This window comes from Halorubrum sp. Ib24 (assembly GCF_002252745.1).
Lineage (GTDB): Archaea > Halobacteriota > Halobacteria > Halobacteriales > Haloferacaceae > Halorubrum.
The window spans coordinates 40,654-55,500 of record NZ_NHOX01000006.1; the positions used below are offsets into that span (position 1 = coordinate 40,654).

Consider the following 14,847-nt stretch of genomic DNA (forward strand, 5'->3'; position numbering starts at 1 on the left):
CCCGCTTCCCGCGTGACCGACCCGGCACACGACCCAGCGGCGACCCTCCGCGAGCGAGCGCGCGGCGACGTCCTCGAGCCGGGTGACGCCGGCTACGAGGACGCCCGCGAGTACGACCTGCAGTTGGGCGTCCGGAGCGGCGGCCACCACGTCTCCGGCTATGCATTGCCCGACGAGGGGTACTGCTGGACTGCCGGCCGATGGACGCCGTCCGGGTCGACCCCGGCGAGCGGACCGCGCGAGTCGGCCCCGGCGCGACCTGGGGCGACGTCGACCACGAGACGGAGGCGTTCGGGCCGGCGGTCCTCGGCGGCCAGGACCCGAACATCGGCGTCGCCGGGCTGACGCTCGGCGGCGTCGGCTGGCTCAGCCGCAAGCACGGCCTCACCTGCGACAACCTCCTCGCCGCGGACGTGGTAACCGCCGGCAGCGACCTCGTCCGCGCCAGCGAGGAGGAAAACGAGGACCTCTTCTGGGCGCTCCGGGGCGGCGGCAACGTCGGCGTCGTCACGTCCGTCCAGTTCCGCTGCATGAGCTCGCCCCGGAGATACTCGGCGGGCCGCTCGTCTACCCCGCCGACATCCTCCCGGAGGAGGTGTACGGCACGCGCGTGACGATGTGCATCGCGTGCTACGCCGGGCCGCCCACAGAGGGCGAGGACGCGCTGGCGCCGCTCCGGACGGCCGGCGACCCCATCGCCGACAGCGTCCGCCCGCGGTCGTACGCGTCGTTCCAGGCCGCCGGCGAGAGCCGGGGCTCGATACGGACGTCCCTGCGGAGCCAGTACCTCGCGTCGCTCTCCGATTCGGCCATCGAGACGATCGGGGAGCACGCGGCCCGGGCGCCGTCGTCCGGCGCGACGGTGTTCGTCTCCCCGCGGAGCGGCGCCGAGACCGCACCGCCGACCGACGCCACCGCCTACCCCCACCGGGACGCGACCCACCACCTGCTCGCGGAGGCCCGCTGGGAGGAGCCGGCCCGCGACGACGACCACGTCGCCTGGGTCCGCGAGTTCCACGACGCCGTCCGGCCGTACACGACCGGCGCGGCGGCGATGAACGTCCTCACCCTCGACGAGGGACGCGACCGCGTCCGTGCGGCCTACGGCGAGAACTACGGGCGGCTCGTCGACGTGAAGCGGCGCTGGGACCCACAGAACCGCTTCCGGTCGAACCGGAACGTCCCGCCGGACGGCTGAGTGTCGGAGCGTCCGATCACGCCGCGATTGGCGGCGTCGACGGCGGTCCGAAGACGGTCCGCATCAGTCGTCGCCGGCGCGACCCCGGCCGGCGCCGGGCGCGCGCAGCACGGTCTCGTCGGTCTCCGGGCCGAGCGGATCGACGCGGACGCTGGAGATCTTGTACTCCGGGATACCGGCCGTCGGGTCGAACGTCTCGCCGGTCAGCTTGTTGACGGCGCCGGCGGCGAAGTGCATCGGGATGAACAGCGTCCCGGGGCCGACGCGGGTGGTGACCTGCGTCTCGACGACGATGGAGCCGCGACGGGACTCGACGCGGACGTACTCCGCGTCGCCGATGCCGAGTTGGTCGGCCGTCTCGGGGTTGACCTCGACGAAGCTCTCGCCGACGTGGCTCATCAGCCCCTCGACGCGGCGGGTGATCTGGCCGGTGTGCCAGTGGTAAAGCACGCGGCCCGAGGTGAGCGTGAGCGGGTACTCCTCGTCGGGTATCTCGCCCGGATGGCCGCCGTCGGCGGGCACGAACCGGGCTTTCCCGTCCTCGAAGTTGAAGTTCCCCTCCTCGTGGTCGTAGAGGTACGGCGTGCCGGGGTCGTCGGCGTCGGTGCAGGGCCACTGCAGGCCGTGCACGTCGCCGCCCTCGAGCCGCTCGTAGGAGACGCCGCCGTAGATGGGCGTCAGGTCGCTTATCTCGTCCATCACCTCCCGCGGGTGGTCGTAGTCCCAGTCGTAGCCGAGCCGGCGGGCCAGCGCCTGGGTTATCTCCCAGTCCTGCCGCGCCTCCCCCGGCGGGTCGGCCGTCGGCCGGACCCGCTGGATGCGCCGCTCGGTGTTGGTGAAGGTGCCGTGCTTCTCCGGCGAGGTCGCCGCCGGCAGCACCACGTCGGCGTGGTCGGCCGTCTCGGTCATGAAGATGTCCTGGACGACGAGGAACCCGAGGTCGTCCAGCGCCGCTTCGGCGTGCTGGATGTCCGGCTCCGAGAGGGCCGGGTTCTCGCCGACCACATACATCGCTTTCAGGTTGCCCTCGTGGGCCTCAGCGAGCATCTCGGGCACCTTGAGGCCGGGCTCCTCGGGCGGGCGCTCGCCCCACGCGTCTGCGAACTTCTCGCCGACCTCGTCGTCGACGGGGTCCTGATAGCCCGGCAGGCTGCCCGGTAGCGTCCCCATGTCTCCGCCGCCGCCCTGAACGTTGTTCTGGCCGCGGAAGGGAGAGAGACCGGCACCGGGCTTGCCGAGCTGACCGAGCAGGAGCGCCAGGTCCGCCATCGCCAGCAGGTTCTCGGTGCCGTGGGACTGCTGTGTCATCCCCATCGCCCAGCCGAAAACGACGGTGTCGGCCGCCGCGAGCGTCTCGGCGGCCGAGGCCAGCTCCTCCGGCGGGACGCCCGCCAGCTCCTCGACCTTCTCGGGGGTGAACGCCTGGACCTTCTCTTTCAGCGCATCGAAATTCTTCGTGTTGCGCTCGACGAACGCCTCGTCGTGGAGGCCGTTCTCGACGATGTACCGCATCATCCCGTTGAGCCAAGCGACGTCGTAGCCGGGGTTGGTGCGGGTGTACTGGTCGGCGTGCTCGGCGATGCCGATCCTCCGCGGGTCGAAGACGACCAAGTCGGCGCCGTCCCGGACGTTCTGCTTGATTCGGGTCGCCAGCACCGGGTGGGACTCGGTCGTGTTCGAGCCGCTGATGAGGTAGGCGTCGGCCTCGCCGACGTCCTCGTTGATCCGGTTCGTCATCGCGCCGTAGCCGACGGTCTGCTGGAGCGCCGCCACCGTCGAGGAGTGACAGAGCCGCGCGCAGTTGTCGATGTTCTTCGTCCCGAGCACCTGGCGGGCGAACTTCTGGACGAGGTAGGCCTCCTCGTTGGACCCCTTCGAGGAGGCTAGACAGCCGACCGAGTCGACGCCAGCCTCCGCCTGGATGCTCGACAGCCGGTCGGCGACGTGATCGAGAGCCTCCGCCCAAGAGACGGCCTCGAACTCGCCGTCGTCGTCGCGGACGAGCGGCTCCGTCAGCCGCTTTTCGCTGTTGGCGAACTCGTGGCCGAACTTCCCCTTCACACAGGTCGAGAAGTTGTTCGCCGGCGCGTCGTCGGGGTCGTCCACCGGGACGACGCCCAGCGAGTCGCCGTCCTTGCCCCACATCTCGAACCGGCAGCCGACCGCACAGAAGCCGCAGGTCGTCTCTTGCTTGTCGATTTTGCCGATCCGGTAGTCGCTGACCACGCCGGCGATGTCGAACAACCGGCCCTCCGGGAGGGTGTTTGCGGCGATGCTCTCGGCAGTGTGCTCGCCGGCCAGGAACGCCTTGTGACCGTACTCCGTGGCCACGTCGCCGGCGCGGCGCTTGGCCGCGGACACGAACCCCTCCAGCCCATCGGCCTCGACCTCGGCGGTCCCGCCGAACGTCCGGTTCGGCGCGTCCGTCTCGTCGATTGTCTCGACGTCTTCGTGTTCGATGACCTTGCCGATGGAGTTGCGCTGGGTGAACCCCGGCAGCGGCAGGGTCGCGACGCCGCCGATGCCCTTCTCGGTCAGCGCGCCCGTCGGGCACACCGTCGCACAGTGGCCACAGGAGACGCAGTCGGAGTCGTGCATCGTCTCGGCGTCCGACTGGAAGCCGATGCGGGTGTCCTCACCGTGGCCCTCGATACGGAGGACGCCCTCGACCTGGACGTCGCTACACCCCTCGACGCACCGGTTACAGAGGATGCACTTGTTGCGGTCGATCTGGATGAACGACGAGGTGTCGTCGATGGGCTCGTACGCGTCCCGCTCGTCGAAGACGCCGTACCGGGGGTGGTCGACGCCCTCGCTGATGGCGGCGTCCTGCAGTTCGCAGCGTCCGTTGCCGTTGCAGGTCGTACACCGGAGATTGTGGTTCGACAGCACCAGGTCGAGGTTGACGCTGCGGGCCTCCGCGGCGTCGGGCGTGTCGGTCCGGACCTCGAGGCCGTCCTCGGCCGGGAACGAACACGACGGCACGAGGCCGTGCTCGTCGGTCTCGACCATACAGGTCCGGCACTCACTACGCGGACCGATCTCCCCGCTGCAGTCCCCGTCGCGGTCGTAGTAGCAGAGTGCGGGCACGTCGGCGTCCTCGGAGACGCCGTCGGCACCGGGGTCGACGCTGACGACGTCGTCGTCCAGCGCCTCCATCGCATCGATGAGCGTCGATCCGCCGGGCAGCGTCACCTGCTCGCCGTCGACGGTCACGGTCGTCGGTCCCTCGTCGGTCCCGACCTCCGGATCGTTGGCGGTGCCGGTGTCGAACTCGGCGGTGACCGGCGTCGAGGGTTGGGGGTCCTCGAAGTCAGGCACGCCGGGGAGCGCGTCGTCGGTGCTCACAGTTCCCCCGTGCAACTCCCGGCCGGACAGCGGCCGTCAGCGTGGGCGCGCACCTCCGGCCCGAAGCTCTCGATGACGGTCGTCACGGGCCGTGGCGCGTGCGCGCCGGTCCGGCAGTTACTCGACCGGCGCATCACCCGCCCCAGCTCGCGTATCTTCTCGTCCTCGAGGTCGCCGTCGTAGACGTCCCGCAGCAGTTCGGCCAGCTGCTTGGTTCCCTCGCGACCGGGGACGCAGCGCCCGCTGTTCTCGCTGGCGGCGAACGTCGCGCGGTCGCCGGCGTCGGCCAGGGCACACCGGCTCTCGTCCAGCAACTCGACGACCCCCCCGGTCCCGAGGTCCGCCGCCCGGAGCGACCCCGCCGTCGCCCTCACATCGAGGTCACGGGTGTAGCCGCCGAGCACGTCGCCGACGCAGGCCATCTTGAACGCCCCCTCGAGGTCGACGGCCTCGCGGACCGCCGCGAGCGAACTCGCGGAGGGCAGTTCGACCGTCGCCGGGGCCGCGACGTCGCCCGTCACGGTGAACAGCCGGGTCCCGGGGTCCGCGGCCCCGGGGTCGAAGGCGTCCGGCTCGGCCATCGCGTGCCGAACCTGCGCGTATGTCCGTGGCGTGTGGACGACCGTCGGCCGGCCGTAGAGGCCGTGCTCGGCGGGTGAGGGCGGCTGGAGCCGTGGCTCGATGCGGTCGGCGCCCTCCATCGCCTCCAGCGCCGCCGTCGGCGCCCCCGCGCGGTGCTCGTCCGGTCCCGCGACCAGTTGCACGTCGAGGTCGAGGTGCTCGCTAGCGGCGTCGACGGCCTCGCGGAGGTGTCGCACGAGGGCGACGTCGGACTCGTTCAGGTAGAGGACGGCGTCGTCGGCGCCGACGCGGTCGGCGACCGCGGCCATCCCGTCGAGGACGCACATCGGCACCCCCCACAGGAGCGTCCGGTCGGCGCGCTGCTCGGCATAAGCCTCGTTCGCGTTTGCGACCACGACCGGGTCGCCGTCCGCCTCCCGGGCCGTCGTCCACTCCGTTGCGACCGGGTCGTCGGCCGCCGCGTCACCGCGTCCGCGGCCGAGCAGTCCGGCGTCGGCGGGCGCCTCGGCGGACCGTTCGGCCGAGAGAAACGGCCGCTCGGTCGGGTCCAGCGGGTCGACCCAGCCGCACGGCCCGAGCACCGCCCGCCGGCCGACGGAGAGCGACCCGGCATCCGGAACCGGGAGCGTCTCCGTTCCGGGCTCGTGTTCGATGACGGTGTCCGCTCCGTCGGTCGGCAGTTCGCCGCCGGCCACCGTCGAGACGACGTCCTCGACGCCCGCGTCCGTGGGACCGGCGAAGAACGCCGTCCTGCCGTCGACGGTCGCCATGACCAGCGGGTCGCTCTCGCCGATTCCAGTCGGTCCCGTCCGGACGACCGCGACCGACTCCGACGCCGCACGAGCCGCGGCCACCGCGTCCTCGCCGTCGCTCGTCGCCATGCGGACGACCGGCGACCGACCGACTGCGCCTGTCTGTCGTGACATGTCTTCGCTCGTGGTCGTGAACGGAAAAAACCCGCAACCGCCGCGGCCCCGACGCCCGATACCACAACCGACCAGTCGGCCGACACGTCCGGGGTGCGGCGCCGGCGCGGCGAAGGGGTTAGGTGCCAGCGCCCGCCCCTTCCATCGTGACGAATCCACGCTTCGAGGAGGTCCGGACGGAGGCGGCCGACGCCATCACCGACGGCGAACTGCGCTCGGTGTACGGCGGCCTCGTCCACGACGACGGCCGCCACGAGTACTACTTCGGCAACGACACCGGCGACGCGACCGAACTCCGCGAGACCGCGGCGATACAGCTCGGCATGCTGCTCCGGGTGCTCGCGGACCGCTCCGAGGACGACCTCGAGGCTGTCGCCGAACTGGCCGTCGAGCGGGCCGAGGAGATGCAGCTCCGGTAGCGCTCCGTCGGTCGTCTCCAGCGTCGACGGGTCGGGCCGGCAGCCGAGCGATCGGCGTGTCGTCGTCGACGACGCCGCCCTGGTCGAGCCGCTCTGCGAGCGCCCGGGTCGGAGGCCCCTGGGGCTCCGGCCCTTGACGGCGTAGTAGCGGTGTAGCGGCCGTCGAACCCCCTGGGATCGATGGCCCGCCCGGCGGCCACCGTCCCCGTCGTCACTCGGTGGTCGCTATCGCCTCTATCTCGACCGCCGCGCCTTTCGGCACGGCGCCGGCGCCGACGGCGCTCCTGGCCGGCGGGTCCTCGTCGAAGAACTCGCCGTAGGCCTCGTTGAAAGCGTCGAAATCGTCGATGTCGTCGAGGAAGACCGTCGTCTTGAGCACGTCGTTGAGCGAGAGCCCCTCCGACTCGAGTATCGCCGCGACGTTCTCGAGACACTGCCGGGTCTGCTCCGCGACCGATTCGTCGTCGAGCAGCTCGCCGTCGACGGTGAGCGGGAGCTGGCCCGCGGTGATGAGGAGACTGCCGTTCGTCGTCGCCTGGCTGTACGCCCCGACCGCCGCCGGCGCATCGTCCGTGCTGATAGTGCGCTTCATGGGCGGAGTTACCCGCGGACCCCGTATAAATCCGGCCGTGGCCGCCACCGACGACACGACCTATCGGATTCCGGATCGGTCGTGGAACGGTTCGCTCGACGCGGCGAGGCGGCGGTACCGACTGCGGTCGATCTCCGCCCGCTCAGTTCCGCGGTCCGCCCCTCTGACGGCGAGCGTTTTTTATATGGAGTCTGAGAATTGACCCCCGGTGTCCGACTCATCAGGCGGTCCGGTTCAGCGGGCCATCGAGGAGATCTTCTATCCCGCCGATAGGATACCGCTCGTCGAGTGGCGGGAGTTCTCGGGCGCGCGATCGACCGTGTCACTGACCGCCGCCCTCACGCTGTTGTCGTTTGTGACGGGACTGTCGAACCTCAGTCAGCCGTCGGTGACGCTGGCGGGACCGCTGGCCGGCCTGTTGCCGACGTCGCTCGCGGTGCCGCTGGCGCGGTTCGGGGGCGTCCTGTTCGCGTTCGTCCTCGGCATCCTCGCGGTCGGCCTCCAGCGCCGGAAACGCATCGCCTGGCTCGCCGCCGCCGTCGTCGTCCCGGCGCTGGCCGTGTTACCCTTGACGACGCTCCGGCCGACCGACATCCCGGTGTTGGTGCTCATCGCGATCACCTTCCCGCTCCACGTCCGGAACCGCGACCAGTTCCGCCAGTCGCTCGACCTCTCGTCGCTGCAGATCGCGTCGTTGTCCGCCATCCTCGGCGTGGTTCTCTACGGGACGGTCGGCTCCTACGGGTTACGGGACCAGTTCGGCGGCATCTCCACGTGGGGGGACGCCTTCTACTACGTCATCGTCACGATCGCGACCGTCGGCTACGGCGACATCACCCCGACGACGGGGATCTCGAAGTGGTTCTCGCTGTCCATCATCCTGTTCGGTACCGGCGCCTTCACCGTCGCGGTGGGTGCGCTCATCGGTCCGGCGATCGAATCGCGAATGGCCGCGGCGTTCGGAAACATGACCGCATCTGAACTCACACTCTTAGAGGACCACGTCGTGGTCCTCGGGTACGGCGACGTGACGGAATCGCTCCTGGAAGAACTCGGTGCGGAGACGGAACTGGTGGTGGTGACGCCCGACCAGGAGACCGCCTCCCAGCTCAACACGGAGGGAGTGAACGTCCTCACCGACGACCCGACCGACGAGTCGGTGTTGCGCGACGCCAGGACCGACGCCGCCCGCGGGGTCGTCGTCGGCAGCGACGACGACGCACGGGACGTGCTCGCGGTGCTCGCGACGCGGAACGTCGACCCGGACGTGCGGATCGTCGCGGCCGCCAACGAGGCGCGGAACGTCGAGAAGCTCGAGTCGGTCGGGGCCGACGACGTCATTAACCCCCTCGAGATCGGCGGGCGGCTCCTCGGCCGATCGGTGCTCGGTGGCGACTCGCGATCGCCGTTGAGCGAGATCAGCGGCAACGCCGACGACGAGTAGGCTCCAACCGACGCGCGATCGCTCCCTGCACGGTACACATTTATCAGTGTGATTCGCTAACATGGGTCCGTATGAGTACCGGGAGCCAGCGCGGTGGAGTCGCCGGAAGCGTCCTCGTGCCGCTGTGTGCCGTCTCAGGGGCCATCGTGCTCGCCGGGTTCTTTTTTCCCGGTTTTATCGGTGAAACCGTCTCCGGCGAAGCGTGGCTGACGATCGCCTTGGTGTTCTTCAGCTCCGGCCTCGGCTACCTCGCCGTTCTCCCTCACTCGTCGGATGAGGAGGGGGCGTTGCCGGAGTCGTATCTGTTGCGGGTCCGTCGTCGGGGCGTCCGAGAGATGCTGCGCGGGTTCCTCGCCCGACAGGAGCTGGCGACGCTGGCGCCGGCCGTCGTCCTGTTCGCGCTGTTCTTCCTCCTGCAGGTCGCCCTTCCCGACGCCGTCTCCGGCGTCGTCGGCGGCGTGACCGACGCGATACTCAGCGTCGGCGGTCCGGTGTTCCTCGCCGCCGTCTTCGTGTCCGTGTGTTACTGTCTGTTCCTGCTCCTCGGTCCCTGGGGTGGGATCAAGCTCGGTGGTCCCGACGTCGAGCCGTCGTACACCCTGCCGACGCTCTTTACGCTCGTGTTCACCGCCGGCATCGCGGCGGGAGTGGTGTTCTGGGGACCGGCGGAAGCGCTGTTCCACTACCAGACCCCGCCGCCGTACGTCGACGCCGCGCCGGAGTCGAGCGCCGCCATCGGCGGTGCGTTAACGTACGCCCTGTTCCACTGGGGACTGTCGGCGTGGAGCGCCTACGCCGTCATCGGGGTCCCAATCGCGTACTTCGTCTTCAACAGGGGCGCCCCGCTCCGCGTCTCGACGATCCTGGCGCCGTTCCTCGGCGTCGACGGGTTGGATTCCCGGTGGAGCACGCTCGTGGACACGCTCGCAGTGTTCGCGATCATCGGCGGCATCGCGACGTCCGTCGCGCTGGTGAGCGAGCAGTTCCTCACGGGCACGAGCTTCCAGTGGGGCGTCACGGCGGGGCGGCTCGGCCCGGTGCTGTTCGTGGGCGGGCTCACGCTGATATTCTGCCTGTCGGCGGTGAGCGGCGTCCACCGCGGCATCCGGCGCATCTCGGGCGTGACGATGCTGCTCTTCGGTCTCTTTGCCGCGCTCATCGTCGCCGTCGGCCCCCGAACGTTCGTCTTCGAGCGGGGGACGCAGGCGCTGGGGAGCTACGCAGTCAACTTCGTCCCGCTGAGCGTCTACCTCGACGGCCAGTGGGTCGCCGACTGGACCGTCTGGAACTGGTCGTGGTGGTTCTCGTGGGCGCCGTTCGCCGGCCTGTTCATCGCCGCCCTCTCCCGCGGACGCCGCATCAGGACGGTGGTGTTCGTCAGCGTGATCGCCACCTCGGCCGCGACGATGGCCTGGTTCCTGATCTTGGGCGGTACGTCGCTGTTCGTCCAGCATACCGGACGGGCGGACGTGCTCGCGGCCATGTCGTCGTACGGGAGTGCCGAGGCCGTCGCCGGCTTCCCGCTGTTCGAGGCGCTCCCGCTCAGCCAACTGCTGATGTTCCTCTTTCTGGCGCTCATCATCACCTTCATGGCCACGTCGGCGGACACGTCGACGCTCGTCGTCGCGACGCTCGCGGCCAAGCGGGGGTTGGCGCCCTCGAGCGCGAGCATCGTCTTCTGGGGAGTCCTACAGGGAAGCGTCGCCGTCGCCGTGCTGCTCGTCGGCGGCGCCGGGACGCTGCAGGCGCTGGCCGTCCTGACCGGCGGGCCGTTCGCCGTCCTGTCGCTCGTGGCGTTGATCGGGCTCACGGGCACGTTCTATCGGCACGAAAGAGGCCACACCTCAGTCATCGGCCACGTCCGGAACCGGCTCCCCGAGATCCAGACCCACCCGGATCTCGATCCACCGGACAACGACTGACCCCGCGGCGGGCGTCTCACCCGCCCGCGATGCTCGTACAGAAGTTCTCGATGATGCGCTTCCCCGGGCTCGTGAGGATGCTCTCCGGGTGGAACTGCATGCCGATGTGCGGCCGTTCTCGATGGCGAACGCCCATCACGATGCCGTCGTCGCCGTCCGTCCCGTCCGCCTCGTTCGACCCGTCGACGCCGTCTGCCCCGTCCGCCCGCCCCTCCGCGATGGTGTGAGCGGTCTCCTCGAGCTCGCCGGGGATGTCGTCGCGCTCGACGGCCAGCGAGTGGTACCGACCCACCTCGAAGGGGTCATCGACGCCGTCGTAGAGCCCCGCCCCGTCGTGGCGGACCAGCGAGGGCTTCCCGTGCACGACCTCGGGGGCGTGGCCGACCGTGGCCCCGTTGGCCGCACACAGCGCCTGGTGACCCAGACAGACGCCGAGCGTCGGGTAGGAGAGTTCCTCGAAGATCGGGATCGAGACGCCGGCCGCCTCGGGCGTGCCGGGCCCGGGCGAGACGACGATCCCGTCGGGATCGAGGGCACGGACGTCCGCGACGTCGACTGCGTCGTTCCGCCTCACGACGACGTCGTCGAACTCGCCGACGTACTGGACCAGGTTGTACGCGAATGAGTCGTAGTTGTCGATAACGAGTATCATCGGCCGCCCTCCAGCGGGTCGCTCGCGGCGTCCACGGCGAGGGCCCCCTGCTCTCCGAGCGCCTCGTCGACGGCCGTCACCAGCGCGCGGGCCTTGTCGAGCGTCTCCCGGTACTCGAGTTCGGGAACGGAGTCGTGGACGATGCCGGCGCCGACCCGCAACCGGTACTCGTCGTCGTACCGGACGAGAGTGCGGATGACGATGTTGAGCGTCGCGCGGTCATCGAAGCCGAACACGCCGATCGAGCCGGTGTAGGGGCCTCGTCGGGTCGTCTCCATCTCGTCGATGATCTCCATCGTCCGGGGTTTCGGCGCGCCGGTGATGGTGCCGCCGGGGAACACCGCGGCGACCGTGTCGGCGATCGAGCAGTCGTCGCGGCGCCGGCCCTCGACGAGGCTGACGAGGTGCATCACCTCCGAGTACCGGTCCACCCGGCGGTACTCCCGCACGTCGACGGTGCCGTACTCGCTGACCTTGCCGAGGTCGTTGCGTTCGAGGTCGACCAGCATCGCGTGTTCGGCACGCTCCTTCTCGTCGGACAGCAGGTCCGCTTCGAGGTCGGCGTCGGTCGTCGCGGTCTCGCCGCGCGGCCGTGTGCCGGCGATCGGCTCGGTCAGCAGACGGTCACCCTCCACGTCGATCAGGAGTTCGGGGCTCGCGCTCACCAGGTCGACCCCGGGGAACTCGACGAGCGCGGAGTAGGGAGCCGGGTTGACCCGCCGCAGCGCCGCGTACGCGTCGACCGGATCGACCGTCACCGGGGCGACCAGCCGGTGGGAGACGTTCGCCTGGAAGGTGTCGCCGTCCCGGACGTGCTCTTTGATCGCCCGCACCCGGTCGGCGAACGCCTCCTGACCGCACTCGCTCTCGAAGGTCGCCCGCCTCTCAGGCGTCGGAGGCGAGGCGGTCCGGCCGTCGCCGTGGAGCGCCGCCTCGACGAGCGCGAGCGCCCGCTCTCGGCCGGCCTTATATGCGTCAGCCGGCGACCCGTCGACGACCGGGCACGCGGTCACGCGAAGCCGGGTCGCGTCGTCGTCGCGGGGCTCCTCCCAGGCGGCGACCCGGTCGAACACGCCGAGCTGGAGCCGGGGCAGTCCGTCCGACGCCGTCGTCGTCGGCAGGTCCTCGAGCTCCCGGGCGACGTCGTACGAGAGCCAGCCGAACGCGCCGCACGGATACGGCACGTCGCAGTCGCCGCGGACGAGGTGCTGGCGGTCGAGCAGCGCGTCGATGGCCTCGACGCTCGGGCTGGCTCCGTCGGGCGACGGCGCCTCCGCGTCCACCTGCACCCGTTCGACCGGATCGGTCGCGAAGTACCCCCAACCCGGCTGTCCCCCCGTGGTTTCCAGGTAGACGCCGTCGCCGTTCGCGTCGCTCGCCCGCCGATACGACTCGAACGGGTCCGAGACGGTGACGCGGACCTCGACCGGGACCCGCGAACCGTCCGGGGCGGCGGCGGCAATCTCGATGAACGATTCCCTCTCCGTGACGACGAGTGGATCTGTCATTTGATACAGTCATCTCCGAACGACCGTCACAGATCGTTCGGAACTGATACCACGGATAACGGACGTTCGGTCAAAAACGTTCTGCGGAGTGACGATCCATCCGACGCAAACTCGAATTGTCACACGAGCGGAACGAAAATCGGTGGGTATTTTAATACCCGTACTATTCCCCGCCCGCGACTTTACGCCCCGACCGAACAGTAGCATGCGAACTGATAACGCTACATCGGCCGTCGCGTTCCGTCGGCGCGTTCCGGCCGTCGGCGACGGCGAGGAAACCACCATCACCATGACAACGACATCATCACCATGACAACGACATCACCACCATGACGACGATAATCGACGGTAACGAGATCGGCGATCGGATCCGAGCCGACGTCGGCGACTGCGTGGGGACGCTCGCGGACGCGGGCGTCACTCCGGGGCTAGCGACGGTACTGATGAGCGACGACGGGGCGAGCGAGACGTACGTCTCGATGAAACGACGGGCCTGCGAGGAGATCGGCATCGAGAGTTACCACCACGAGATCGACGCCGACGCGCCCGCCGATCGGCTCTTCGACCGAGTCGAGGAGCTAAACGAGGACCCCTCGGTGCACGGGATCTTAGTGCAGATGCCGGTTCCCGACCACGTCGACGCCCGGCGGATCCTCCGGAGCATCGACCCGATGAAGGACGTCGACGGCTTCCACCCCGAGAACGTCGGCCGCATGGTCGCCGGAGACGCGCGATACAAGCCGTGTACGCCGCACGGCATCCAGAAGCTCCTCGCGGCCGCCGACGTCGACACAGAGGGGAAAGACGCCGTCGTCGTCGGGCGGTCGGACATCGTCGGGAAGCCGATGGCGAACCTCCTGGTACAGAAGGCGCCGGGCGGCAACGCCACCACGACGGTGTGTCACTCCCGGACCACCGATCTGGCGGCGAAGACCCGCGCCGCCGACATCGTCATCGCGGCCGCGGGCGTCCCGGAGATGATCGACGGATCGATGCTCTCGGAGGGCGTCGTCGTCGTCGACGTCGGTGTGAATCGGGTCGACGCCGACACGGAGAAGGGGTACGAACTCGTCGGCGACGTCGACTTCGAGAGCGCGAAACAGAAGGCGTCGGCCATCACGCCGGTCCCCGGCGGCGTCGGCCCGCTCACGATCGCGATGCTCATGTACAACACGACGAAGGCCGCCGGCCTCCAGTCGGGCGTCGACGTCGAGTTACCGTAGCCCGATCGGCGGCGGCCGATCCGGGCCGTTCGTCACCTTCCGAGATAAGACGAAATACTTGGAGGGAGAGCGTGGCGGTTCGAGCGGGATGGCGTCACGGGGCGGAGCGGCCGTCTCAGATGCGCAGGTGGGTCGGCGGGTCGACGACCTCGAGCTGTTCGAGCAGGCCGAGCCGGTCCTCTTCGATCCAGATCTCGACGATCTCGTCGCCTTCGATGCGGTACATCGCGATGCCGGTCCACTCGACGGTGTGGCCGGTCGGTTCGATGTCGCGGTACTGGCCGGTGTGGGTCCCGGCGACGGTGTATCGAACGGTGACGAGGTCGTCCTCCGCCGTCATCGCCTCCGCGGTTCCGCCGTAGTCGGGGAACGTCTCGAAGTGCGCGTCGAGGAAGCCGAGTATCTCCTCGATCCCGTGCAGCTCCTCGACGATCCCGTGCTCGACGACATCCTCGGCGAGCAGCTCGGTCATCCGGTCCCGGTCCTGTTCGTTGAACGCCTTCAGGTAGTCGCGTACCAGTTCTCGGTTTGGGGATTGCGTCTCTGACATAGGTACACCTCGGTCGATTCCGCTCGGATCAGGGCCGCCCGGTCGCTGTGGGCGCCGTTCGAACGATCGGCCGTATTCGTGTTAGATGTTATCATTAATCGTCGCATTCGACGTTCGGAGCGTTGCGGAGGTGCCTCAGTCGGTCGGGTTCTCGTTTCGGCGACCGGTCGGTTCGTCGTCGTCTCCCGATCCCGATCCGAGCCCGGACCCGGGAACCGACCGCCTTCCGGACGCGGTAAACCCGAACTTCCCAGTGAACTGGGACGTAGAGATTCGGATCCACGACCGACCAGTCGGACGACAGGACTCGGGGCGGAGGCGTATCCGGGGGTCCGTCGCTCCCGACGAACGCAACCGGTCAAGACCCCGGAAACTGCCACGACTCGGTCCCCGGCGCCGTCGCTCGCCGTGAGATCTGCCTTCCACCGGCTACCGGCCGACGATCTCTTTCCCGTCTCCCGGACGGAACGGCCCTGAACGCCC

12 protein-coding genes are annotated in these 14,847 nt (G+C 69.5%); 6 read left to right on the forward strand and 6 right to left on the reverse strand.

All coding sequences use genetic code 11. From position 1 onward, the window contains the following. Positions 1 to 200: 200 nt before the first annotated feature. Together DJ82_RS14320 and DJ82_RS14325 are read left to right on the forward strand one after the other, a co-directional pair. Positions 201 to 614, forward strand: a complete 414-nt coding sequence (locus DJ82_RS14320) for an FAD-binding oxidoreductase (protein WP_094523125.1) — start codon at positions 201 to 203, stop codon at positions 612 to 614. Positions 615 to 616: 2 nt separating this feature from the next. Beyond that, positions 617 to 1,198, forward strand: a complete 582-nt coding sequence (locus DJ82_RS14325) for a BBE domain-containing protein (RefSeq protein ID WP_241881361.1) — start codon at positions 617 to 619, stop codon at positions 1,196 to 1,198. Positions 1,199 to 1,261: 63 nt separating this feature from the next. Here DJ82_RS14325 and fdhF read toward each other — a convergent pair whose 3' ends face one another. Together fdhF and DJ82_RS01000 are read right to left on the reverse strand one after the other, a co-directional pair. Beyond that, a complete protein-coding gene (gene fdhF, locus DJ82_RS00995; RefSeq protein ID WP_094580850.1) occupies positions 1,262 to 4,546 on the reverse strand; it encodes a formate dehydrogenase subunit alpha in 3,285 nt (1,094 codons plus the stop codon). Beyond that, positions 4,543 to 6,054 (reverse strand): NADH-ubiquinone oxidoreductase-F iron-sulfur binding region domain-containing protein, encoded by a 1,512-nt coding sequence (locus DJ82_RS01000; RefSeq protein ID WP_094523119.1) that lies wholly within the window; start codon positions 6,052 to 6,054, stop codon positions 4,543 to 4,545. Before DJ82_RS01000 ends, fdhF begins: the two co-directional genes overlap by 4 nt. Positions 6,055 to 6,197: 143 nt before the next feature. Between DJ82_RS01000 and DJ82_RS01005 the strand changes: the two genes are divergently transcribed. Continuing rightward, positions 6,198 to 6,473 (forward strand): hypothetical protein, encoded by a 276-nt coding sequence (locus tag DJ82_RS01005; protein ID WP_170938286.1) that lies wholly within the window; start codon positions 6,198 to 6,200, stop codon positions 6,471 to 6,473. Positions 6,474 to 6,684: 211 nt separating this feature from the next. Here the strand turns inward: DJ82_RS01005 and DJ82_RS01010 are convergent, their stop codons facing one another. Then, positions 6,685 to 7,065 (reverse strand): Rid family detoxifying hydrolase, encoded by a 381-nt coding sequence (locus DJ82_RS01010; RefSeq protein WP_094523115.1) that lies wholly within the window; start codon positions 7,063 to 7,065, stop codon positions 6,685 to 6,687. 208 nt (positions 7,066 to 7,273) lie between these two features. Here DJ82_RS01010 and DJ82_RS01015 point away from each other — a divergent pair, with 208 nt between their 5' ends. Together DJ82_RS01015 and DJ82_RS01020 are read left to right on the forward strand one after the other, a co-directional pair. Further along, a complete protein-coding gene (locus tag DJ82_RS01015; RefSeq protein ID WP_094557265.1) occupies positions 7,274 to 8,509 on the forward strand; it encodes an NAD-binding protein in 1,236 nt (411 codons plus the stop codon). Between the two features lie 71 nt (positions 8,510 to 8,580). Further along, a complete protein-coding gene (locus DJ82_RS01020; RefSeq protein WP_094523111.1) occupies positions 8,581 to 10,431 on the forward strand; it encodes a BCCT family transporter in 1,851 nt (616 codons plus the stop codon). Between the two features lie 16 nt (positions 10,432 to 10,447). Here the strand turns inward: DJ82_RS01020 and DJ82_RS01025 are convergent, their stop codons facing one another. After that, positions 10,448 to 11,083, reverse strand: a complete 636-nt coding sequence (locus DJ82_RS01025) for an aminodeoxychorismate/anthranilate synthase component II (protein WP_094523109.1) — start codon at positions 11,081 to 11,083, stop codon at positions 10,448 to 10,450. Next, positions 11,080 to 12,591, reverse strand: coding sequence for an anthranilate synthase component I family protein (locus DJ82_RS01030; protein WP_094580851.1), 1,512 nt, complete (start codon positions 12,589 to 12,591; stop codon positions 11,080 to 11,082). Before DJ82_RS01030 ends, DJ82_RS01025 begins: the two co-directional genes overlap by 4 nt. A 329-nt stretch (positions 12,592 to 12,920) precedes the next feature. On the opposite strand from DJ82_RS01030, the gene DJ82_RS01035 reads away from it, so the two are divergent. Next, the gene (locus DJ82_RS01035; protein ID WP_094523105.1) at positions 12,921 to 13,814 is read left to right on the forward strand and encodes a bifunctional methylenetetrahydrofolate dehydrogenase/methenyltetrahydrofolate cyclohydrolase; all 894 of its coding nucleotides are present in this window, start codon (positions 12,921 to 12,923) and stop codon (positions 13,812 to 13,814) included. Positions 13,815 to 13,929: 115 nt separating this feature from the next. On the opposite strand, the gene DJ82_RS01040 is transcribed toward DJ82_RS01035, so the two are convergent. After that, a complete protein-coding gene (locus DJ82_RS01040) occupies positions 13,930 to 14,364 on the reverse strand; it encodes an ester cyclase (RefSeq protein ID WP_094580852.1) in 435 nt (144 codons plus the stop codon). Positions 14,365 to 14,847 lie beyond the last annotated feature (483 nt).

What these genes read in the sequence shown, in the direction of transcription:
- DJ82_RS01030 (WP_094580851.1), bottom strand. Translation starts at nt 12,591, where the DNA reads ATGACAGATCCACTCGTCGTCACGGAGAGGGAATCGTTCATCGAGATT.
- DJ82_RS14320 (WP_094523125.1), top strand. Translation starts at nt 201, where the DNA reads ATGGACGCCGTCCGGGTCGACCCCGGCGAGCGGACCGCGCGAGTCGGC.
- DJ82_RS01035 (WP_094523105.1), top strand. Translation starts at nt 12,921, where the DNA reads ATGACGACGATAATCGACGGTAACGAGATCGGCGATCGGATCCGAGCC.
- DJ82_RS01010 (WP_094523115.1), bottom strand. Translation starts at nt 7,065, where the DNA reads ATGAAGCGCACTATCAGCACGGACGATGCGCCGGCGGCGGTCGGGGCG.
- DJ82_RS14325 (WP_241881361.1), top strand. Translation starts at nt 617, where the DNA reads ATGTGCATCGCGTGCTACGCCGGGCCGCCCACAGAGGGCGAGGACGCG.
- DJ82_RS01020 (WP_094523111.1), top strand. Translation starts at nt 8,581, where the DNA reads ATGAGTACCGGGAGCCAGCGCGGTGGAGTCGCCGGAAGCGTCCTCGTG.
- DJ82_RS01040 (WP_094580852.1), bottom strand. Translation starts at nt 14,364, where the DNA reads ATGTCAGAGACGCAATCCCCAAACCGAGAACTGGTACGCGACTACCTG.
- DJ82_RS01000 (WP_094523119.1), bottom strand. Translation starts at nt 6,054, where the DNA reads ATGTCACGACAGACAGGCGCAGTCGGTCGGTCGCCGGTCGTCCGCATG.
- DJ82_RS01025 (WP_094523109.1), bottom strand. Translation starts at nt 11,083, where the DNA reads ATGATACTCGTTATCGACAACTACGACTCATTCGCGTACAACCTGGTC.